Here is a 20,255-nt window from a genome sequence, read left to right as displayed (position 1 = left end):
GGCCGAGGGGGCGCAGGCAGTGCGGAGCGATGCCGCAAGTCCCATGCCGGTGGTGGGAAATGAGACGCTTCCCGTGCGTCTCTGCTATGATCGGCGGCACAGGAATCGGTCCAGGCGTCCGCGGCGCGGACAGGCCCATGACCGGTCAAGGGGGCATGGGCCGTGATGGATTGGGACAAGCTGCGCGTCTTTCACGCTGTTGCGGAGGCGGGAAGCTTCACCCATGCCGGCGAGGAACTGGGCCTCAGCCAGTCGGCGGTCAGCCGTCAGATCAGCGCGCTCGAGGACAGCCTCCATGTCCCCCTGTTCCATCGACATGCCCGCGGCCTGATCCTGACGGAGCAGGGCGAACTGCTCTATCGCACCGCGCACGAGGTGTTCGCCAAGCTGGCCATGGCCGAGGCCATGCTGACCGACAGCATGGACACGCCGCGCGGCGACCTGCGCGTGACGACAACCGTCACGTTCGGGATGATCTGGCTGACCCCGCGGCTGCGCGAGTTCACCGAGCTCTATCCCGACATCCGGCTGCAGTTGATCCTGGATGACGATGAGCTGGACCTCGGCATGCGCGAGGCCGACATCGCGATACGCTTCCGCGCGCCGGTCCAGCCCGACCTGATCCAGCGCAAGCTGTTCCCGGTCACCTACCACATCTATGCGGCACCCGCGTACCTGAAGCGCTTCGGGTCGCCTGAGACGCTGGCCGACCTGAAGAACCATCAGGTCCTGGCCTATGGCAACTCGGCCCCGACGGCGATCGGCGACGTCAACTGGATCCTGGAAGCCGGGTCGGCCGAGCGGCGGCGCGATCCCTATCTGACGATCAACAATGTCTATGCCCTGGCGCTGGCCGTGGAGCAGGGCATGGGCCTGGCGGCACTGCCCGACTATGCCATGCGTGGCAACAGCAAGGTGGTGAAGGTGATGCCCGAGATCGGTGGCCCCACCTTCGACACGCACTTCGTCTACCCCGAGGAATTGCGGGAGACCAAGCGCGTGACCGTCTTCCGCGACTTCCTCCTGCGCAAGGTCGCGGAGTGGGGCTTCTAGGACAGTTGGCTGCCGCGACGCGGGGAGCGGTCGCGCCGGCCGGCGCGGCCTCGCCCTATTCGCAGCGCTCGATCGTGTAGCGGTAGCCGCCGCTGGATTCGAAGAATTCCAGCGTATCGCCACTGATGCGCGCGCGCTCCCAGATGCCGCCCGGATAGTCGAACTTGTAGGCGCCGCCGGATTCCGGGGTGACCGTCACGTCCGCACGCTCGAAGTCGCAGGAGCCGAGGTCGGTCGGGATGCACTGGTAGTTGAAGCGGGTGCCGTTGACCTGGGTCCAGACATAGTCCGGCTTCTCGCACGTGCCGCCGCGCTGGCGATAGATGCCCTGGATGCGGCTGAGCCCGGCGGCGGCCGCGACCTGGGTCCCGGCGCTGCTGCTGACGCCGCCGATCACGCCGCTCTTCTCGGCCGTGCCCTGGGTATAGGCATTGGTGGGATCGGCGGCCAGGGCCGCCTGCTGCTGGGCGGATTGCTGGGCGGGCGCCTCGGCACTGCGGCTGTGCAGCCCGTCCAGGCGGCTGCGCGCCAGGCCGGCATACTGCCCCTGCGGGAAGCGGCGCAGGTATTCCTCATAGTCGGCGGGGTTCCGGCTCAGCATGATGGTCTGCCAGAACACGACCTCGCCTCCCGCGTCGCCGCCGGACGGCGGCCGGGCGGTCTGCTGCGGTGCCGCGTTGAGGCCCGCCAGCCGGCTTTGCGCCAGGCCGACATACTGGCCCTGGGGATAGCGCCGCAGGTATTCCTGATAGTCGGCGGCATTCCGGCTCAGCATGATCGTCTGCCAGAACACGACTTCGGCCGTGGTCCCGCCCGGTGCCGGCACCTGGGGTTGCGGCACGCTGAGAACGGCCGGCTGCGCCGTTGGCGGCGAGAAGTAGAAGTCGCCCGTCAGGGACGAGGATTCCCAGGGAATCTGCGCCCGCGAACTCTTCTGCATGACGTTGGAGCGGACGCGCTTGAACACATCCTCGACCTTCAGCCCCGGCTCGGACAGCGCGGTCAGGAGCTGCTCGGTATAGAGGCCGTTGCTGCCGTCGCCATCGGCCGCCACCTTGCCCGGCGCCGTCGCATAGGCGATCAGCGTGCCGGTCGGCGCGTTGACGGAGGCGAGGCCGTTGCCCCCGCCGGAGCGGAAACTGCGCTCGAACGGATTGTTGCGGCAGGCATCCAGGATCACGATGTTGATCGGGTTCTGTGCCTGCGACAGCTGGGTCATGACGATGTCGAGGTCGACCGCCTCCACCGAGATGTCGCCCTCGTTGGCGATCTGGGCGTCGACCGGCACAAGGTAGTTGCGGCCCATGCTCTGGATGCCGTGGCCGGCATAGTAGACAAGCCCGACCTCGCCGCCCGCGGAAAGCTGCGAGCTGAATTCGCGGATTGCCCGCTGCATGTCGCGGAAGGTCGCATTCTCCCGCGAGATGACGCTGAACCCCAGGCCCTTCAGCTTCGCCGTCATGGCGCGCGCGTCGTTCACCGGGTTGCGCAGGGGGGAGGTCGGATAGTCCGAATTGCCGATCACCAGGGCAACGCGTCGTTCCGCCAATGCCGCACTGGTCGAGAACAGGCACAGGATGAGCGCCAGGACGATTCTCGACATGCGTACTCCCTCCCGCAACGATGCACGCACTATAGCACGCGGCGCGCCGGGCCAAACGTGATGACGGCTACCGCGTGGGCAATCGTGGGGGCATGCGGCGGATCCGAAGCCCGCCTTCAGGCCTCAAGCGGCATCGGCCGGGCGTCGCCGCGCACCGAAAGGCGCGCGGAGATGGCATTGCCCAGGCGCCGCGCGCCCAGGCGGAGGCGCGCGATTCGCTGCTCGATGTCGTCGTCGAACAGGACTTCGACCGTGCTGCCCAGGGCGACCGCATGGGCGACACCGTGACCGGGGACGTGGATCGGGCACGCAATGCCGCCCAGGCCTGGCACATCCTCCCCCCGGCAGAAGGCAACGCCCTGCGCCCGCACCGCCTCCAGTTCCGCGGCCAGGATGGCGGGATCGGTGTTGGTGCGGTCGGTCAGGCGGGGCAGGGGGCGCGGCAGGATGCGGGCCCGCGCCTCTCCCGGCTGGAATGCCAGGATTGCCTTGCCCGTCGCCGCGGCATGCGGCCAGAACGCCTGGCCCGGCTTCACGAAGGCATGGATCGTGGCTGTTTCCGGCGCGATCGACGCGACCGAGCGCACCGTGCGCTCCGACAGCCGCGCCAGGAAGCAGCTGAGCCCCGTCTGGTCGGCCAGTTCCGTCAGGATCGGGCGGGCCAGCGCCTCCAGCCAGTCGTCGGGCGCCGCGGCATAGAGCAGGCCCAGCATGCGCGGCGCCAGGACATGGGCACCCGGGCGGCGGGGGCTGGGCCGGATGGCACGGGTCCGCGCCAGCGTGCCCAGCAGGCGATGCACCGTCGTCTTGGGCAGGCCCATGATGCCGACCAGTTCCGACAGGGACAGGCCGTCCGGATGGGGGGCCAGCGTCTCCATCACCCTCAGATAGCGCTCCAGCGGGATGTCGGTCGGCAGCGCGTCGGGCATGGCATTCCAGTTATCGGAACTACGTTCCGTTCATGTTGAATGCTAGGAATGTTGCGACGCACACGTCAAATCACCCGCGTGGCCCTGCGATGCTGCGTCGCACATTGGCGGGCGGCGGGCTTGCCGTGCGGCGCCCGGCGGGCAAGGCTGCACCGATGGAATGGAGCGACCAGGGCATCGTCCTCTCGACCCGCCGCCATGGCGAGGCGGCGCTGCTGGTCGAGGCGTTCACGCGCGAGCATGGATTGTGGCGGGCCCTGGTACGCGGCGGCGCCAGCCGTCGCGCCGGTGCGCTGGAGCCGGGGACGGAGGCGGCATTCCGCTGGCGTGCCCGCCTGGCCGAGCAGCTGGGCGCGTTCCAGGTGGAGGCGCTGCGATCCCGGGCGGCGGCCGTGCTGGACGAGCCGCGCGCCCTTGAAGGCATGACCACCGCCCTGGCCATGGCGGCCGCCTGCCTGCCCGAGCGGGAGGCCCATCCGGCGCTCTATGATGGCTTCCTGGTCCTGCTGCAGGCGATTGCCGACGATGGTCCCTGGCAGGCCCTGCTGGTCCGGTTCGAACTTGAACTGCTCAGCGTCCTTGGCTTCGGGTTGGACCTGGGCACGTGTGCGGTCACCGGGCGCAACGACCACCTCACCCATGTCTCGCCGCGGACGGGCAGGGCCGTCAGTGCCGCCGCCGCAGAGCCCTATGCCGAGCGCCTGCTGCCGCTGCCTGATTTCCTGGTGCGTCCGGGCCTGGCCCAGGTCGACGGCGGCGACGTGGTCGACGGGATGGTCCTGACCGGCCATTTCCTGGAGCGGCACGTCCTGGCGCCGCAGCAGCGCAGCGTGCCGGCCGTGCGCGTGCGCCTGGCGGCGCGTCTGGCGCGCGAGGCAGGCAGGGGCCACGCATCCGGGAATCTGCTATCTGATCGCGCATGAGTTCCGTGCCCGACGGCGGCGACATCCGCGACGTCCTCCTCACCAATGCGCTGGGCGACCGCTACCTGACCTATGCGCTCAGCACCATCATGTCCCGTTCGCTGCCCGACGTGCGCGACGGCCTGAAGCCGGTGCATCGGCGGCTGCTCTACGCCATGCGGCAGTTGCGCCTGGACCCCGGCTCAGGCTTCAAGAAGTCGGCCCGCGTGGTGGGCGACACGATCGGCAAGTTTCATCCGCATGGCGAGAATGCCGTCTATGACGCGCTGGTCCGCCTGGCCCAGGACTTTGCGGTCCGCTATCCGCTGATCGACGGACAGGGCAACTTCGGCAATATCGACGGCGACAACCCGGCCGCCCAGCGCTACACGGAAGCGCGCCTGACGGCGGTCGCCGCCCTGCTGCTGGATGGTCTGGACGAGGAAGCGGTCGACTTCCGCGCGACCTATGACGGGGAGGAGAAGGAGCCGGTCGTCCTGCCGGCGGGCTTTCCCAACCTGCTGGCCAATGGCTCGTCCGGGATCGCGGTCGGCATGGCGACCTCGATCCCGCCGCACAATGCCTATGAACTGTGCCAGGCGGCGCTCCACCTGATCGATCATCCGGCCGCCACCACCGCCGACCTGATGCGCTTCGTCCAGGGGCCCGACTTTCCCACCGGCGGTATCCTGGTCGAAAGTCCGGCCGCGATCGAGGAGGCCTACGAGACGGGGCGCGGCGGCTTCCGCCTGCGCGCGCGCTGGACCACGGAGGAAACGGGCCGTGGCCAGTACCGGATCATCGTGACCGAGATCCCGTACCAGGTGCAGAAGTCCAAGCTGATCGAGCGCTTGGCCGAACTCATCGAGCAGAAGAAGGCACCCCTGCTGGAGGACGTGCGCGACGAGTCGACGGACACGGTGCGCATCGTGCTGGAACCGCGCGCCCGCACCGTGCCCTCCGGCGTGCTGATGGAAGGGTTGTTCAAGCTCACCGACCTTGAGGTGCGGTTCCCGCTGAACCTCAATGTCCTGGACGGGGGGCACACGCCGCGCGTCATGTCGCTGAAGGATGCGCTGCAGGCCTTCCTCGATCATCAGGTGGAAGTCCTGGTCCGGCGCACACAGAAGCGCCGCGGCGACATCGAGCGGCGGCTGGAACTGCTGGCCGGCTTCATCATCGTCTATCTCAACCTGGACGAAGTGATCCGCATCATCCGCGAGGAGGAGGAGCCCAAGCCCGCCCTGATCGCGCGCTTCGACCTGACCGACACCCAGGCCGAGGCGATCCTGAACATGCGGCTGCGCAACCTGCGCAAGCTGGAGGAGATGGAGCTGCGTCGCGAGCAGACGGCGCTGCTGGGGGAGAAGGAAGAGATCGACCGCTTGCTGGGCGATCCCCGGCGCCAGGCCCGCGCAGTCGCCAAGGCGATCGGCGGCATTGCGAAGACCTTTGGTCCCGAGACCAGGCTGGGGAAGCGCCGCACCAGCCTGGGCGAAGCCCCGGTCGCGGGGGCCGAGGTGCTGGAGGCGCTGGTCGAACGCGAGCCGATCACGGTGATCTGCTCGGCCAAGGGCTGGGTGCGGGCGCTGAAGGGGCATGTGACGCCCGGTCCCGACCTGAAGTTCAAGGAAGGTGACGGCCCCCGCTTTGCCCTGCACGCGCAGACGACGGACAAGCTGGTCCTGCTGTCGACGCAGGGGCGCTTCTTTACGCTGCCCTGCGATCGCCTGCCGGGTGGGCGCGGCATGGGCGAGCCGATCCGCCTCATGGTCGACCTGGCGAACGAGGCGGAGATCGTGGCGTTGATGGTCCACCAGCCCGGGCGCAAGCTGCTGGTCGCGGCGACCGACGGCAAGGGCTTCGTGGTCGAGGAATCGGACGTGGTGGCGCAGACCCGGGCAGGCAAGCAGGTGCTGAACCTGGTCGGCGATGCCGAGGCCCTGGTCTGCATCCCGGCGGTCGGCGATACGGTCGCCGTCATCGGCGAGAACCGCAAGATGCTGGTCTTTCCGCTGGAGGAGGTACCGGTGATGACCCGCGGGCAGGGCGTGCGTCTGCAGTCCTACAAGGACGGCGGCCTGTCCTCGGCCAAGGTACTGAACCTGGCCGAGGGCCTGCGCTGGCAGTCGGGCGAGCGCGTCCGCAGCGAGACCGACCTGCGCCGCTGGCAGGGCAAGCGGGGCAGCGCCGGCGCCATGGCGCCGACGGGCTTCCCCAAATCGAACCGGTTCCAGTGAAGGAGGGCGGCTGATGCGTTTCCTGGGGCGGATCCTGTGCCTGCTGGCCCTGCCGATCCTCTGGGTCCTGGCGGCCAACCTGCTGACGCCGCCCCTGGACCAGCAGGCGCGGCTGGAACCGGCGCTCCGCCCCGAGGAATACTTCGTCGGCACGGTTGTCGGCTTCGGCGTGGTCACCGACCCGTTCGGCATCGTGCGGGAGGAGTTCCGCCAGGACGTGGCCGGGCGGATCGAGAACGGCCTGCTGGTGATGGACGAGCGTTTCACCTATCGCAGCGGCGCGCGCGACCAGCGCATCTGGACCATCCGCTTCACGCCGGACGGCCTCTACCAGGGGACGGCGGCGGATGTCCCGGCGGGCGGCGCTGGCCGGGCCGTGGGCAATGCCCTGGCCTGGCGCTTCGCCCTGCCGCTCGACACCGGCCTGTTCCTGTCGAGCCTTGATCTGGATCAGGTGATGCTGCGCCAGGATGCGGAGACGGTGATCAACCAGGTCCGCATCAGCAAGTTCGGCATCCCGCTGGGGCAGATCAGCATCGTCTTCCGCAAGCAGGGGTGATCGGCGCGGCGCCTGAGCCCCGCGCGACCACGCCTAGCGCACGCCGATCGCGGCCTCGGCGGGAACGCCCCAGAAGCGGTAGTCGATGCGATAGGTCTGGCCGGCCGCCAGGGCGCCGGCCGGCACGTCGATGGTGAACGGCTCGCCCCGCGTCTCGCCGGCTTCCAGCGGCAGGCTCTCGACGACCTGGGCGCACATCTGCTCGGGCTGCCGCGCGATTTCCTGGCCCGCGCTGTCCAGGATGCGCCAGCGATGGACGTCGCACGGTGTCGCGGCCGTGACCGTGGTGGCGCTGCCGGTGTCGTTGGTGATCGTCGCCTCCAGCGCGACGCTGGTGCTGCCTGCCGCCAGTTCAAGCGGCGCCGTGATGCGCGCGGTCAGGCCCGGCGTGCTCGGCACGGCCGGAGTGGACGGGGTGGCCGCAGCCACCGGCCCCGGATCGGGTGCCGGCGGCGGCGCTTCCGCCGCAGGCGGCGCTGCCGCTGCCTGGCTGCCGGCGGAGCCGCCGGACAGGCCCAGGTCGGCCCCCATGTCGTTCAGGGTCTCGCACCCGGTCAGCAGGACCAGGCCCATCAAGGCAACTACGCGTTTCAACATCGATCTCCTTTGGGTCGGCTGACCCTGGGGCAGTCGGGTCACTTCTGGTAAGTCGCCTCAGGTCGGTCGCCTCAGGCCTCGCACGGGTCGGCCGTCGTGGGGGCCGCGGGCTCGGCCGCCTCATCGGCCGGGAAGGGAGGGGGCCGAATCGGCCGCCATCCGTCGGGGGTCAGCCCCTCCAGCGGCTGGAACCGGCTCTTGTAGACCATCTTGCGACAGCCTTCGATCCAGTAGCCCAGATAGATGAACGGCAGGCCCCGCGCACGGGCCAGTGCGATCTGGCTGAGCACGACATGGCTGCCCAGGCTGCGGTCGCGCTGGTCGGCGTCGAAGAAGCTGTAGACCAGCGACAGCCCGTCGCCCAGCACGTCCGTCAGGCAGGATGCGACCAGGGTGCCGTGAGTGTCGCGATACTCGGCGACATGCGTGTCCACGGGGCTGTCCTCGACCATGGCGGCATAGTCGCCGTCGTCCATCTCCGTCATGCCGCCGCCGGGGTGACGGTGGCCCAGGTAGCGCCGCAGCAGGTCGAACTGCTCGACCGTCGCGACGGGCGGCGCCGACTGCATCTGCAGGTCATCGTTCCGCCGCATGACGCGGCGCATCCAGCGCGAGGGCTGGAACCGCTCCACCGGAATGCGGACCGAGACACAGGCGTGGCAGCCCTCGCAGGCGGGCTTGTAGGCGATGCCCTGGCTGCGGCGGAAGCCGGCATGGGTCAGGGCGTCGTTCAACTGCCGGGGGTCGTCCCCGGTCAGGCGCGTGAAGACCTTGCGCTCCATCCGGCCGGGCAGGTACGGACACGGCGCCGGCACGGTCACGAAAAAATAGGGAAAGCGGATCGTATGCTGCGTCACGGGGATCGGGTCTTGTCCGCCTGCGATTCACGGCCTGGGGCGGGCAGATGTCAACGCCTTGACCAGGATCTGCGTCATCCTATGGTCGCCAGAGCATGAGCATGTCCGCCTACACGCCATCATACTATACCGACTCTGCCGTCGGTGTCTGTGGCCGGCCGAGCCTTCAGGAGGCGCTCGACGTCGATGTCGGCATCGTCGGCGGCGGCTATACGGGTCTCTCCGCGGCGCTTGAACTGGCGCAGCGCGGTTATTCCGTCGCCGTGCTCGAGGCCGAGCGCGCCGGCTGGGGCGCATCGGGGCGCAATGGCGGCCAGATGCTGGACGGCCTCAATCCCGGCATGGGCAAGGTGGAGGCCCTGGTCGGCCGCGCCGATGCGCGGGCGCTGTGGGACATGTCGGTCGAGGCGGTGACATTGGTCCGCGAGCGGATCGCGCGCCATGCGATTGCGTGCGACTTCCATCCCGGCGCGGTCCTTGCGGCGACCAGTCGCGGCCACCTCGCGGGGCTGAGGGCGGAGGCCGAACTTCTGGCGACCCGCTATGACCATCAGGGCCGAACCATGCTCGACCGCCACGCGCTGGCGGCCCATGTGCGGACGGAGCGGTTCCATGGCGGCTGGTACGACAGCCTGAGCGGCCACCTGCACCCCCTGAACCTCGCCCTCGGCCTTGCCGCCGCCGCCGAGGCCGCGGGCGCCCGGGTGTTCGAGCACAGCCGCGTGACCGGGGTCGAGGCGGGACCGGTGGTGACGCTGCGCACGGCGGGCGGCGTGGTCCGCGCGCGCCATGCACTGCTGGCCGGCAATGCCTATCTGGACCGCCTGGACCCCGGTATCCGGCCCAAGGTCATGCCGGTCGGCACCTATGTCCTGGCGACGGAGCCGCTGGGGCAGGAGCGGGCGCTAGACCTGCTGCCGTCGAACGTCTGCATTTCGGACACCAATTTCGTGCTTGACTATTTCCGCCTGTCGGCGGACTGGCGGATGCTGTTTGGCGGACGCGTGTCCTACTCGACGGCGGAGCCGCTGAGCCTGGCGCGGTCCATGCGGCGGCGCATGCTGAACACCTTCCCCAGCCTGCGCGACGTGCGCGTGCACTCGGTCTGGGGCGGACTTGTCGCCATCACCATGAACCGTCTGCCGCATTTCGGCCGGGCGGCACCCAACGTCTATTTCGCGCAAGGCTATTCCGGACACGGCATCGCGCTAGCCAACCTGGGCGGCAAGCTGGTGGCCGAGGCGATCGCCGGCACGGCCGAGCGCTTCGACGTCTTTGCCCGCATTCCCCACCGGAACTTTCCCGGCGGCCGTGCCCTGCGCATGCCGCTGCTGGTCGCCGCGACGCTCTATTCCCGGATGCGCGACCTTGCCCCCATCTGAGGTCGAGGGTTACTGGCGCTATCGCTGTTTCGGGCTGGTGATCCAGGCGGACCTGGAACTGCCTGAGATTGCCGAAGCGGCAGAGCACTCGGATGCCGCCGCGGACGTGACCGTCAGCCTGGCGCCCGCGGCACCCTGCGCCAGCGTCCGCTTTGCACCGGCAGGGCGGGGCGCTGCCTTTGCCCTTGAGGGCCTGGGCCACTTCCTGATCACGCGTGGGGCGATCGTGGTAACCCCGGTGCCGGGGGTTTCATGGCGCAACCTGCGTCTGCACCTGCTCGGCTCTGCCCTGGGGGCGTTGTGCTATCTCCGCGGACTGCTGCCGCTGCACGCCAATGCGATCGTGGCCGCAGGACAGGCCATCGCTTTCGCCGGGCCGTCGGGCGCCGGCAAGTCGACGCTCGCTGCCCATTTCCAGCGCAGCGGCTATCCCATCCTGTGCGACGACGTCTGCGTCATCTCCTTCGATGCCGACGGCCGGCCCTGGGCCTGGCCAGGGCTGCCGCGAATCAAGCTGTGGGCGGATGCTGCCCTGTCCCTGGGGCACGACCCCGCGACGCTGGAGCCGGTGCACGACAGCCTGGCCAAGTACCAGCTGCCTCTTCAGGTTGCAGTCAAGGGCGGGCCGCACCCCTTGCGCCGCATCTACATCCTGGATCGTGCGGAGACGGGCGCTGCGCCGGGGCAGCATCGCCTTTCCGGTCGAGAGGCCTTTTCGACGCTGTTCGCGCAGTGCTACCGCAACCAGTTCGTGGCGCCGCTGGGCCTGCAGCAGGCCCTGTTCCGTCAGGTCACGGGTGCCCTGCGGCACATGGACATGTATCGCGCGCAGCGCGCCTGGGGCTTCGACGTGCTGGAGCATGAGGCACGCCGGATCGGCGACCACTTCGCGGACGCGTCGTGACCCAGCCGGCCGTGCCCCCCAATCGCGTCCTGTCGCTGGCGCGGCCTGGCTGGCTGCTGTTTCAGGCGCTGCTCCGCGCGCCCCTGCCGCCGCCGGACGCCCTTCGCCGGTTCCTGGCGACACCGCCCTGGGCGGGGCCGGACGGGCCACAGCCGCTCCGCGCGGGGACCGACCCGGACGGCTTCACCTGCGGCGTGCCGGTGCTGGACAAGGCCCATGCCAAGGCCTGCGCCAAAGGAGCGACTGAGGAGAACGGCCATATCAGGCGGCCATACCGCGTGGTTCAGGATGGCCGGCCGCTCGGCTTCTATGGCCTGGGGACGGGGATCGTGCAGGCCGCCGACGTGGGCAGGGGGGGCGGGCCCGCGATTCCGGTCGTCTGGCTCAACCAGTTGGCGGTGGCGCGAAGCGGCCAAGGCCAGGGCCTGGGTGCCCGGCTGCTGCGCCATGCGATTGCCGAGGCTGCGACGCTTGGCGCAGGGCAGGGAGCCTTGGCCATGCTGGTCCTGGCCATCGACCATGAGGTTCGGGGCTTCTACCTCGCCCATGGTTTCCGCCCGGTGCCGAAGGTGATCCACGACCGCGTCATCCTGCTGCGCTTTCACGATGTCGCAGGCTGCACCGGCAATTGAACGTGCCACGCCCCCTGACTAATCTCGGGACGGAACAACCGAAAGCCGCGAGCATGGAAGACGAGACCGGGCCGGATCTGCCAATCGAGCGCTCTGCCGCGATCGGGCTGGAGGTCTGGGAGTGCCCGTTGGTCAGCCGGATTCCGATGGCGGAAGCGGAGGCGCAGTTCACCCAGAACACCGACGGAACGTTCGGCTCCTAGAGCGAGTTGCGTTCGCTTCCGTTCACGCAGTTCGCTCTAAATTATTGATTTGCCGCGTTTTGCGAGTCGTCAGGTGAATCCACCTGACTTCAAAACGCTCTAGCGCGGCACGGGCGGCGCGGCGCCGACCCCGGGGGCCGGACCCGTCTCCTGGGCAGGGGCCGGCGGTGCGACCGGCGCCTCCCGCAGGAGGACAATCGAGATCCGGCGGTTGCTGGGGTCGCGGGGGCTGTCGGGCAGCAGCGGCTCGGAGTCGGCCTTGCCCGTAACCTGGTAGATCCGGTTCGACGGCACGCCAGCGGACAGCAGCTCGCGCCGCGTCGCGTTGGCGCGGTCGGCGCTCAGCTCCCAGTTGGAGTATCCGGCGTCCGTGCGATAGGGCGAGCTGTCGGTGTGGCCTGCGATCGAGATGCGGTTAGGCAGGCGGTTCACGATGGCGGCGACCTTGTCCATCAGGGCCCGCGTGGCGCCAGACATCACGGCCTTGCCCGACTGGAACATCGACGACCGCTCGTTGTCGACCAGCTGGATGCGCATGCCCTCCGGCGTCACGTCGACGGCGATCTGGTTCGAGATCGCGGCCAGTTCAGGCATGTCCTGGATGGCCTGGCGGATCTGCTGGGCCGCGGCCTCGAAGCGCGCCTGCTCGCGCTTGGCCATTTCCATCTGGAGCTGCTCGTCGCTCAACGCATTTGCGTCGCCAGGTGCTGGCGTCGCGACGGCGGATGAATTCTCGCCAGAGCTCGCCTGGCCCGTGTTCTGCTCGCCGGTCGCTTCCTCGCCGCTCTCGGCCGGCGTCTCGGGCGCCAGGGCCATCACGACGACGGGCTGGCCGCCGGCGTTGTTGGAGCCTTCCTGGCTGATCGACTGGCCGCCGCCGACCCCGCCGGAGCCCGAGGGCGAGGCGGTGGGTGCTGCCGGCGCGAAATAGTTGGCGATGCCGTTGCGCTGTTCCTCCGTCGTCGCGTTCAGCAGCCACAGCAGCAGGAAGAAGGCCATCATCGCGGTCACGAAGTCGGCATAGGCCACCTTCCAGGCGCCACCATGGTGACCGCCCGCGATCTTCTTGACCTTCTTGACGATGATGGGTCTTGCGTCGTTGGCCGCTGCCATGACCGTTCCGCTGCCTGCGCCGATGCGACACGGGGGCTGGCCCTTCGCGTCCTTGTGCAGGATGGGGCGGGGTTGGTTAACATCGACTTAGCGGTTGAGGCGGAGTCGACTCCGTCATCTGGGGGCGATGAAAGCATGACGCAGGATCGGCGGTTCCATCTCGGCTGGTTTCTCCAGGGCTCCAGCGTCCAGGCCTGGAACCAGGACTGGACCGGAAACATCGGCCAGGAGTGGATGAAGCCGGACCTGTTCATCGATCTGGGACGCGCGCTGGAACGGGCGTGCTTCGACTATGTCCTGATCGAGGACAGCTCCTATATCGGCGAAAGCTTCCAGGGTCGTCGCGACATCTATCTCAGGAACGGCATCGCGGTGCCGCGGCAGGATCCGTCCGTGATCGCCACGCTGATGGCGAATGCCACCAGCCGGATCGGCATCGTGCCGACCTTTGCCACCTTCGCCTATCCGCCCTATCTGCTGGCGCGCCTGGTGGCGACACTGGACCAGGTTTCGGCCGGGCGCATCGGCTGGAACATGGTCACCGGCTCCTCGGACTTTGCTGCGCGCAATTTCGGCCTGGACGGCATGCCCGAGCATGACCTGCGCTACGAGATGGCGGAGGAGTTCATGGAGGTGGTCTATGGCCTGTGGGACGGCTGGCAGCCGGGCGCCATGGTGGCCGACCGCGAGACCGGCGTCCTGGTCGATCCCGACAAGGTCAAGGCGATCGACTTCGCCGGGAAATACTTCAAGTCCCGCGGCCCCCTGAATGCCGGACCTTGCCCACAGGGGCGTCCGGTCATCGCGCAGGCCGGCGGGTCGGACCGGGGCAGGGCCTTTGCCGCCGCGCACGCCGACACCATCGTGGCCAGTGCCAAGGGGGTCGAGGGTATGAGGGCCTATCGCGACGACGTGCGTCGCCGGCTGAAGGGCCATGGCCGCGATCCCGCCTCGTGCAAGCTGCTCTTCCTGGTAACCCCCATCGTCGCGGGGTCCGAGACGGAGGCGCTGCGCCTGGAGCAGGAGCGGCTGGAGCGACGCGCCGCCCAGGTCGACGTTCAGCTGGCCTTCTTTGGCAAGATCACCAACATCGACTTTGGCGCGCTGGACCGCGACACGCCGGTCAGCCAGCTGGACCTGCGCACCAATGGCCACCAGGCCAGCCTGGACGAGTTTCGCCGCTTTGCCGGCGACCGCACCCTGCGCGAGGCGATGGCCGGCTTTGACGGAGGCGGCCGTTCTATCCGCCTGGTCGGCACACCGGAGCAGGTGGCGGACCGCATGGGCGAGATCATGGCGGAGGCAGGTGGCGACGGCTTCCTGATCACCCAGCCGGACACCAGCCGGCGTTCGGTTGCCGATATCGCGGACGGCCTGGTGCCGGCGTTGCAGAAGCGGCGCCTGGTGCGCAGCAGCTATGCGTTCGAGCAGTTCAGGGACAATCTTCTCGAATTCTGAACCGATCCGTAGAAAGTTCGGCGGCGGTCCATTGTCCTGTCTTTGCAGGGTCTGGGGATGTCGCTCGAATCCGTGATCATCTATGCGCTGGCTTTGGGACTGGCGGCGGCGTCGCCGGGTCCCGGCGTGGTGGGCATCGTCGCCCGAACGCTGGGCTTTGGCCTGAACGCCGGGCTGATGATGTCGCTTGGGCTGATCGTCAGCGACCTGATCTACCTGATGGCATCGCTGTTCGGCCTGGCCCTGCTGGCCAGCCAGATGGGCGAGCTGTTCATGGTGGTCAAGGTCCTGGGCGGCCTCTATCTCGCCTGGCTGGGCTGGCAGTTGTGGCGTGCGCCGGCGCACGCGATCGCCGACACGCCGGTGCTGAGGGAAGCGCCCTGGCGCAGCTTCCTGTCCGGGCTGACCCTGTCGCTGGGCAATCCCAAGGCGATGGCCTTCTACCTCGCGCTGCTGCCGACCATCGTCGATACCAGTCACCCGACGGCCCTGGCGGCCTTCGAACTGGCGATCGCAACGATCCTGGTCCTGCTGGTCGTGACCTGGACCTATGCCTTCGCGGCGGTCAGGGTTCGCCGCCTGCTGGTCAATGCCCGGGCCGTGCGCATCCTCAACCGCAGTGCCGGGGCCGCCTTGATCGGCGCCGGGGCCGCCGTCGCCGCAAGCTGAGCCGATGACCCTGACCGTCTACCTGACCTTTGTCGCGGCGGCGCTGGCGCTGATCCTGACGCCGGGGCCGACGACACTTCTGGCCGTGGGCCATGACCTGAACCGGGGGCGCCGCGCGCTCTGGGTGGTGCCGGGCGTCATGGCGGGCGACGCCTTCGCCATGACGATGAGCTTCCTGGGCGTCGGCGCCATCCTGGCGACCTCGGCCACGCTGTTCACGATCCTGAAGCTGGCGGGGGCGGCCTACCTGATCTGGATGGCGATCCAGTCCTGGCGGGCGCCGGTCGCGGAGCAGCAGATCGCGGTCGAGCACGGCGTGCCTGGACGCCGCATGATGGTGCAGGCGTTTGTCGTCACCGCGCTGAACCCCAAGAGCATCATCTTCTATGTCGCGTTCATGCCGCAGTTCCTGTCGCCATCCGTGCCCGCGGTGCCCCAGATGCTGGTGCTGGGCGTCACGATGGTGACGCTGGCCGGGCTGGCCACGGCGGCCTATGTGCTGCTGGCCGGCCGCTTCCGCGAGCGGCTGGCCTCGCCCCGCTTCCTGCGCTGGTTCAACCGTGGCGGCGCCGTTGCCCTGTTCGGCGCCGGGGTCCTGACGGCGCTGAAGCGCAGCCCGGCCTGATGAGCGGCCAGCGCATGCCTGCCTGCCTGCCGCGGGCGTGAACCGGCGCCGTCCCGCCGCGTTTCCTGGGGCACGGCTGCGGTTCGCCACTCCCCCTGTCCTGAAAGTACGCCTGTGACCTCTGTCTCCTCTGGCCCAGCAGCCCGCCCGGCGACCCGGCCCGGCTTTGTCGAGTTCGTGGCGCTGATGGCGCTGCTGATGGGCATGGGTGCCTTTTCCATCGACAACCTGCTGCCTGCCTTCGGTCCGATCGGTGCGGATTTCGCAATCGCCGACGCCAACCAGTTGCAGTTCATCGTCTATGCCTACATGGCGGCGTTTGCCGTCACGCAGATCGTGTATGGCCCCCTGGCCGACGTGATCGGCCGGCGGCCCGTGCTGCTGACCGGACTGCTGATCTACTCCGTGGGCAGCATCGTCGCGATCCTGGCGGACAGTTTCGCCATGCTGCTGGTGGCGCGCGTGATCCAGGGCATCGGCAGTGCCGCGGCCCGCGTCCTGGTCGTCACCATCGTGCGCGACCGCTTTGCCGGGCGCGAGATGGCGCGGGTGATGTCGCTGACCATGATGGTCTTCATCCTGGTGCCGGTATTCGCGCCTGCGGTCGGCAGCCTTTTGCTGCTGCTGGGCTCATGGCATGTGATCTTCATCGCCATGCTGCTGCTGGGCCTGGTGGTCCTGGCCTGGTTCTGGCTGCGCATGCCCGAGACGCTGCACCCCGAGTACCGTCATCCGTTCTCGTTCGCGCGGATCGGCAGCGGCATCGCGCTCTCGATCACGACCCGCGCATCGTTCGGGTATTCGGTGGCGATGGGCCTGATGATGGGCTGCCTCATGGCCTATATCGGTTCCGCCGAGCAGATCCTGGGCAGCGAGGCCGGGGTGTACAAGCTGGGCGCGCTGTTCCCGGTCGCGTTCGGCGTGGTCGCCGGCGTGATGGGGATCGCCTCCCTGGTCAATTCGCGGCTGGTGCGTCGCCTGGGCACGCGTCGACTGAGCCATGGCGCGATCCTGGGCTTCACCGCGGTGTCGGGCCTGCATGTCGCGCTGGCGTTGCTCTTCGACGGTGTGCCGCCGCTCTGGCTCTTCGTCGGCCTGCTGTCGCTGGCGCAGTTCCTGTTCAGCATGACCATGCCCAACTTCAACGCCATGGCGATGGAGCCGCTGGGCGCCATCGCAGGCACTGCCTCTTCGTTCATCGGCACCTTTACCACCGTGCTGGCGGTGATCGTCGGGACGTCGATCGGCCAGTCCTATGACGGGACCGTGCTGCCGCTGGCGCTGGGCTACTTCCTGCTGGGCGGTGCCGCCGTCCTGGTCATCCTGTGGACCGAGCGCGGCCGGCTGTTCCGCCCCCAGCATCCCGATCCGGCCTGAGTGCCGGGGGCGGCTTGTGCCCGCTCCGGCTGCGCCCGCTCAGGCGGCGCGCAGCCTGCTGACGAACGCGCGAACCTCCTCCTGCAGGCGGGTGGTGTCGCCATTGAGCACGCTGGTCGCCACCTGCATCTCGCCGGTCACCACGCCGGTTCGCGCGGCGGTATCCTGAAGCCGGTCGACATTGGCCTTCAACCCGCGGGTGATCTGCGCGGTGTCGCTGACATTGTGGGCGATCTCGGCCGTGGCACTGCCCTGTTCCTCGACCGCGGCGGCGATCGCGGCGGTGTCCTGGTCGATGGCGCCGATGGTGCGGGTGATCTCGGCAATCGCGCGCACGGCGTCCGCCGTGGCGGCCTGGATCGCGTTGACCTGGGCGGCGATGTCGTCGGTCGCCCGCGCCGTCTGGTTGGCCAGCGACTTGACCTCGCTTGCCACGACGGCAAAGCCCTTGCCTGCTTCGCCCGCCCGTGCGGCCTCGATCGTGGCATTCAGCGCCAGCAGGTTGGTCTGCCCGGCGATGGAGTTGATCAGCTGGACGACCTCCTCGATCCGGTGGGCGGCGTTGGACAGGCCTTGCACCATGGTGTCCGTCTCGCCCGCCTGGCGGACGGCGTTGCCGGCGACCGTCGCCGACTGCGCGACGCGCCGCGAAATCTCCGTGACCGAGGCGGAGAGCTCTTCGGCCGCCGCGGCTGCGCCATCGACATGCAGCAGCGCCCGCTCGGATCCCTGGCCAACCTCATTGACTTCGCCCGTGGTGATCTCGGTCTGCTCGGCGACCGACTGGGCGCTGCGCGTCAGATTGCCTGCCGCCTGGGTCAGGGACTGGACCAGCTGGCCGATCCGCGCCTCGAACTCGCCCGCCAGGCGGACGCGCTCGGCCATCCGCTCGGCCGAGGCACGGCGCTCCTGCTCCGCCTCTGCCGCGGCAGCGGCAATCGCCTCGCGCTGCTGGCGCTCCGACTCGGCCTGGGCACGGGCCGCAGCATCCGCGCGCGCAATCTCGGCTTCGGCCTCCAGGCGGGCGCGGGCAATGGCATTCTCGCGAAACACCGCGACGGTGCGCGCCATGGCGCCCAGTTCGTCCTGCGCCTCGGTCCGCGGCACGACCGCGTCGGTATCGCCCTGGGCAAGCCGCTCCATTGCTGCGCGCAAGGCCGACAGCGGGCCCAGGATGCTGCGTCCGGTCAGCGCGACCAGGCCCAGGATCAGGACAAGGCCGATGCCGCCGCCGGTCCAGGCGATGATGCGGGTCTGATCCAGGTCGGCGGTCAGCGCCGCGGCAGAGGCCTGGGTGCGGGCATCGCGCTCGGCGATCTCGCGGTCGATCACGGTCGTCAGGTCACCGCCCTGGCCATCGATGAGGTCATCCAGCCGGTCGAAATCCGCATCCGACGCGCCATTGCGGACGGCGCCGTAGAGGTCCGTTTCGATCAGCCGTCGCAGATTGGCGGCGCCATCGCGCAGTGCGTTGGAGAATGCCGGTGCATGGCCGGGCAGGGTGCTTGCCCGTTCCACCTCGACAAGCCCGGCATTGATCTCGGCCTGGCGCTCGGCCGCGATGTCACGGTCGCCCCGGTCGACGATCGTGTCCATGGCGCCCAGCACGGCCTGGCCCACGGCATTGCGTGCCGCCAGCATGTGCACCAGGTCCGCAGTGTCGGCCCGGCTCTCACGCGTGCTGTCGATCGCCCGGCTGGTCATCCAGGCCATGCCCGCCACCAGTGCCGCGACCAGGATCAGAGTGAGGCAGCCCAGCAGGACCAGCCGTTGCTTCACCGTCATGCGTGCCTCTCCCCATCGACCCGTTGCCCTGCACACCACGCGGGCGCCTCTCCTGGGTCTGTACTACCTTGAGGCGATTAAGGGCGCATTAACGGTACTCAGTATGCACGGTCCAATCCTCAGGCTTCGCGATAGGCGTTCAGCCGTCGCACCGTATAGCCGGCGGCGGCCAGGTTCTGGACGATGCGGTCCAGGTGGGCGGGATCGCGCGTCTCGATCACCAAATCCAGGTCGGCGTTCTTCACGGGCACGTCCAGGAACAGGCGCTGATGCGAGACCTCCAGGATGTTGCCGCCGGCGGCGCCGATGATCCCGGCCACCTTCGCCAGGGTGCCGGGCTGGTCGCTGATCTTGACTCTCAGGCCGGCAATGCGCCCCTCTCGCGCCAGGTTGCGCGTGATGACGGAGGCCAGCAGGCGCGCGTCGATATTGCCGCCGCACAGCACGGTGCCGACGCGGCGGCCGCGATAGCGTTCCGGATTGGCCAGGACGGCGGCCAGGCCGGCGGCGCCCGCCCCCTCTGCCACCGTCTTCTCCACGCCCAGGAACAGGCCGACCGCCCGTTCCAGGTCCGCCTCGCTGACCAGCACCACGTCGTCGACCAGCTCGCGCGCGATTTCCAGCGTCAGCTTGCCCACGTTCTTGACGGCGATGCCCTCGGCGATCGTGTTGCCGCCGCAGGCGTCCGGTTCGCCCCGCAGCGCTGCGTACATCGAGGGATAGAGCTGGGTCTCGACGCCGATCACCTCGATCCCCGGCTTCAGCGCCTTGGCCGCGATGGCGATGCCGGCAATCAGGCCGCCGCCGCCCACGGGGACCACCAGGACGTCCAGCTCGGGATGGTCGCCCAGCACCTCAAGGCCGATCGTGCCCTGGCCTGCGATGATGTGGGGATCGTCATAAGGGTGGATCAGGACCAGGTCCTGTTCCGCCACCAGGCGGCGGGCGACGGCCTCCGCCTCCGCCAGCGTGTCGCCCTCCAGCACGACGCGGGCGCCGTGCTCCTCGGTCTGTCGCACCTTCACATGGGGTGCTGTCGCCGGCATCACGATGGTTGCCGGGATGCCCAGCCGGTTCGCGTGATAGGCCACGCCCTGGGCATGGTTGCCGGCCGACATCGCGATGACGCCGCGGGCCCGCTCCTCTGCCGTCAGGCTGGACAGCTTCACCAGGGCACCGCGGTCCTTGAAGCTGGCCGTGAACTGCAGGTTCTCGAACTTGATCCACAGCTCGGCCCCGGTGATGCGCGACAGGGTGCGCGAATGCGCCGAGGGCGTGCGCACGACCTGACCCCGGATCAGGTCTGCCGCACGGCGGATGTCGTCAAGGGAGACTGTCATCCTCCGACTATGGCAAAGTCCCGCACC

At 69.0% G+C, this 20,255-nt stretch carries 19 protein-coding genes; 12 read left to right on the top strand and 7 right to left on the bottom strand.

What is annotated here, in order from left to right:
• The first annotated feature begins 165 nt into the window (after positions 1–165).
• Positions 166–1,053 carry a LysR family transcriptional regulator gene (locus ACI6GS_RS17285; RefSeq protein ID WP_439814701.1) on the top strand — a complete coding sequence of 296 codons (888 nt, stop codon included), beginning with the start codon at positions 166–168 and terminating at the stop codon, positions 1,051–1,053.
• Positions 1,054–1,108: 55 nt separating this feature from the next.
• Here ACI6GS_RS17285 and ACI6GS_RS17280 read toward each other — a convergent pair whose 3' ends face one another.
• Together ACI6GS_RS17280 and ACI6GS_RS17275 are read right to left on the bottom strand one after the other, a co-directional pair.
• Positions 1,109–2,656 (bottom strand): caspase family protein, encoded by a 1,548-nt coding sequence (locus ACI6GS_RS17280; RefSeq protein WP_439814700.1) that lies wholly within the window; start codon positions 2,654–2,656, stop codon positions 1,109–1,111.
• A 116-nt stretch (positions 2,657–2,772) separates the two neighbouring features.
• Entirely contained in the window at positions 2,773–3,585 is an 813-nt protein-coding gene (locus ACI6GS_RS17275) for an IclR family transcriptional regulator (protein ID WP_439814699.1), read from the bottom strand.
• Positions 3,586–3,674: 89 nt separating this feature from the next.
• On the opposite strand from ACI6GS_RS17275, the gene recO reads away from it, so the two are divergent.
• Genes recO through ACI6GS_RS17260 form a run of 3 tightly spaced genes read left to right on the top strand, consistent with a single transcriptional unit; the run spans position 3,675 to position 7,286 of the window.
• Entirely contained in the window at positions 3,675–4,508 is an 834-nt protein-coding gene (gene recO, locus ACI6GS_RS17270) for a DNA repair protein RecO (protein WP_439814698.1), read from the top strand.
• On the top strand, positions 4,505–6,727 hold the full coding sequence (parC, locus tag ACI6GS_RS17265; RefSeq protein WP_439814697.1) for a DNA topoisomerase IV subunit A: 2,223 nt from the start codon (positions 4,505–4,507) through the stop codon (positions 6,725–6,727). Before recO ends, parC begins: the two co-directional genes overlap by 4 nt.
• A 13-nt stretch (positions 6,728–6,740) precedes the next feature.
• Positions 6,741–7,286 carry a DUF3833 family protein gene (locus tag ACI6GS_RS17260; RefSeq protein ID WP_439814696.1) on the top strand — a complete coding sequence of 182 codons (546 nt, stop codon included), beginning with the start codon at positions 6,741–6,743 and terminating at the stop codon, positions 7,284–7,286.
• Between the two features lie 33 nt (positions 7,287–7,319).
• Here the strand turns inward: ACI6GS_RS17260 and ACI6GS_RS17255 are convergent, their stop codons facing one another.
• Positions 7,320–7,883 carry a hypothetical protein gene (locus tag ACI6GS_RS17255; RefSeq protein ID WP_439814695.1) on the bottom strand — a complete coding sequence of 188 codons (564 nt, stop codon included), beginning with the start codon at positions 7,881–7,883 and terminating at the stop codon, positions 7,320–7,322.
• Between the two features lie 71 nt (positions 7,884–7,954).
• Entirely contained in the window at positions 7,955–8,740 is a 786-nt protein-coding gene (locus ACI6GS_RS17250; protein ID WP_439814694.1) for an arginyltransferase, read from the bottom strand.
• A gap of 95 nt (positions 8,741–8,835) precedes the next feature.
• Between ACI6GS_RS17250 and ACI6GS_RS17245 the strand changes: the two genes are divergently transcribed.
• The 4 genes from ACI6GS_RS17245 to ACI6GS_RS17230 are packed head-to-tail and all read left to right on the top strand — an operon-like array spanning position 8,836 to position 11,861.
• Complete coding sequence (locus tag ACI6GS_RS17245) at positions 8,836–10,122, top strand: NAD(P)/FAD-dependent oxidoreductase (RefSeq protein WP_439814693.1); 1,287 nt, start codon at positions 8,836–8,838, stop codon at positions 10,120–10,122.
• Complete coding sequence (locus ACI6GS_RS17240; RefSeq protein WP_439814692.1) at positions 10,109–11,026, top strand: hypothetical protein; 918 nt, start codon at positions 10,109–10,111, stop codon at positions 11,024–11,026. Before ACI6GS_RS17245 ends, ACI6GS_RS17240 begins: the two co-directional genes overlap by 14 nt.
• Positions 11,023–11,658, top strand: a complete 636-nt coding sequence (locus ACI6GS_RS17235; protein ID WP_439814691.1) for a GNAT family N-acetyltransferase — start codon at positions 11,023–11,025, stop codon at positions 11,656–11,658. The genes ACI6GS_RS17240 and ACI6GS_RS17235 overlap by 4 nt, the downstream gene beginning before the upstream one ends.
• A gap of 53 nt (positions 11,659–11,711) precedes the next feature.
• Positions 11,712–11,861 carry a hypothetical protein gene (locus tag ACI6GS_RS17230; protein ID WP_439814690.1) on the top strand — a complete coding sequence of 50 codons (150 nt, stop codon included), beginning with the start codon at positions 11,712–11,714 and terminating at the stop codon, positions 11,859–11,861.
• A 99-nt stretch (positions 11,862–11,960) separates the two neighbouring features.
• Here the strand turns inward: ACI6GS_RS17230 and motB are convergent, their stop codons facing one another.
• Complete coding sequence (motB, locus tag ACI6GS_RS17225; protein WP_439814689.1) at positions 11,961–12,974, bottom strand: flagellar motor protein MotB; 1,014 nt, start codon at positions 12,972–12,974, stop codon at positions 11,961–11,963.
• Positions 12,975–13,109: 135 nt separating this feature from the next.
• Here motB and ACI6GS_RS17220 point away from each other — a divergent pair, with 135 nt between their 5' ends.
• From ACI6GS_RS17220 to ACI6GS_RS17205, 4 genes are all read left to right on the top strand, one after another.
• Positions 13,110–14,432: an NtaA/DmoA family FMN-dependent monooxygenase gene (locus tag ACI6GS_RS17220; protein WP_439814688.1), complete on the top strand. Its 1,323-nt coding sequence runs from the start codon at positions 13,110–13,112 to the stop codon at positions 14,430–14,432.
• A 57-nt stretch (positions 14,433–14,489) separates the two neighbouring features.
• The gene (locus tag ACI6GS_RS17215) at positions 14,490–15,101 is read left to right on the top strand and encodes a LysE family translocator (RefSeq protein ID WP_439814687.1); all 612 of its coding nucleotides are present in this window, start codon (positions 14,490–14,492) and stop codon (positions 15,099–15,101) included.
• 4 nt (positions 15,102–15,105) lie between these two features.
• On the top strand, positions 15,106–15,726 hold the full coding sequence (locus ACI6GS_RS17210; protein ID WP_439814686.1) for a LysE family translocator: 621 nt from the start codon (positions 15,106–15,108) through the stop codon (positions 15,724–15,726).
• Between the two features lie 114 nt (positions 15,727–15,840).
• Complete coding sequence (locus ACI6GS_RS17205; RefSeq protein ID WP_439814685.1) at positions 15,841–17,103, top strand: multidrug effflux MFS transporter; 1,263 nt, start codon at positions 15,841–15,843, stop codon at positions 17,101–17,103.
• Between the two features lie 39 nt (positions 17,104–17,142).
• Here ACI6GS_RS17205 and ACI6GS_RS17200 read toward each other — a convergent pair whose 3' ends face one another.
• Positions 17,143–18,888 (bottom strand): methyl-accepting chemotaxis protein, encoded by a 1,746-nt coding sequence (locus tag ACI6GS_RS17200; RefSeq protein WP_439814684.1) that lies wholly within the window; start codon positions 18,886–18,888, stop codon positions 17,143–17,145.
• 119 nt (positions 18,889–19,007) lie between these two features.
• Positions 19,008–20,228 carry a threonine ammonia-lyase gene (locus tag ACI6GS_RS17195; protein WP_439814683.1) on the bottom strand — a complete coding sequence of 407 codons (1,221 nt, stop codon included), beginning with the start codon at positions 20,226–20,228 and terminating at the stop codon, positions 19,008–19,010.
• Between the last annotated feature and the right edge of the window lie 27 nt (positions 20,229–20,255).

The sequence above is a fragment of the Zavarzinia sp. CC-PAN008 genome (genome assembly GCF_051903925.1).
GTDB lineage: Bacteria > Pseudomonadota > Alphaproteobacteria > Zavarziniales > Zavarziniaceae.
This window is presented reverse-complemented; position numbering and strand designations above follow the sequence as displayed.

Excerpts from the sequence above, each read along its gene's own strand:
- ACI6GS_RS17275 (WP_439814699.1), bottom strand. The coding sequence starts at position 3,585 with ATGCCCGACGCGCTGCCGACCGACATCCCGCTGGAGCGCTATCTGAGG.
- motB (WP_439814689.1), bottom strand. The coding sequence starts at position 12,974 with ATGGCAGCGGCCAACGACGCAAGACCCATCATCGTCAAGAAGGTCAAG.
- ACI6GS_RS17260 (WP_439814696.1), top strand. The coding sequence starts at position 6,741 with ATGCGTTTCCTGGGGCGGATCCTGTGCCTGCTGGCCCTGCCGATCCTC.
- ACI6GS_RS17255 (WP_439814695.1), bottom strand. The coding sequence starts at position 7,883 with ATGTTGAAACGCGTAGTTGCCTTGATGGGCCTGGTCCTGCTGACCGGG.
- ACI6GS_RS17285 (WP_439814701.1), top strand. The coding sequence starts at position 166 with ATGGATTGGGACAAGCTGCGCGTCTTTCACGCTGTTGCGGAGGCGGGA.
- ACI6GS_RS17245 (WP_439814693.1), top strand. The coding sequence starts at position 8,836 with ATGAGCATGTCCGCCTACACGCCATCATACTATACCGACTCTGCCGTC.
- ACI6GS_RS17215 (WP_439814687.1), top strand. The coding sequence starts at position 14,490 with ATGTCGCTCGAATCCGTGATCATCTATGCGCTGGCTTTGGGACTGGCG.
- ACI6GS_RS17200 (WP_439814684.1), bottom strand. The coding sequence starts at position 18,888 with ATGACGGTGAAGCAACGGCTGGTCCTGCTGGGCTGCCTCACTCTGATC.
- ACI6GS_RS17210 (WP_439814686.1), top strand. The coding sequence starts at position 15,106 with ATGACCCTGACCGTCTACCTGACCTTTGTCGCGGCGGCGCTGGCGCTG.
- ACI6GS_RS17280 (WP_439814700.1), bottom strand. The coding sequence starts at position 2,656 with ATGTCGAGAATCGTCCTGGCGCTCATCCTGTGCCTGTTCTCGACCAGT.
- ACI6GS_RS17230 (WP_439814690.1), top strand. The coding sequence starts at position 11,712 with ATGGAAGACGAGACCGGGCCGGATCTGCCAATCGAGCGCTCTGCCGCG.
- recO (WP_439814698.1), top strand. The coding sequence starts at position 3,675 with ATGCTGCGTCGCACATTGGCGGGCGGCGGGCTTGCCGTGCGGCGCCCG.
- ACI6GS_RS17220 (WP_439814688.1), top strand. The coding sequence starts at position 13,110 with ATGACGCAGGATCGGCGGTTCCATCTCGGCTGGTTTCTCCAGGGCTCC.
- ACI6GS_RS17195 (WP_439814683.1), bottom strand. The coding sequence starts at position 20,228 with ATGACAGTCTCCCTTGACGACATCCGCCGTGCGGCAGACCTGATCCGG.
- parC (WP_439814697.1), top strand. The coding sequence starts at position 4,505 with ATGAGTTCCGTGCCCGACGGCGGCGACATCCGCGACGTCCTCCTCACC.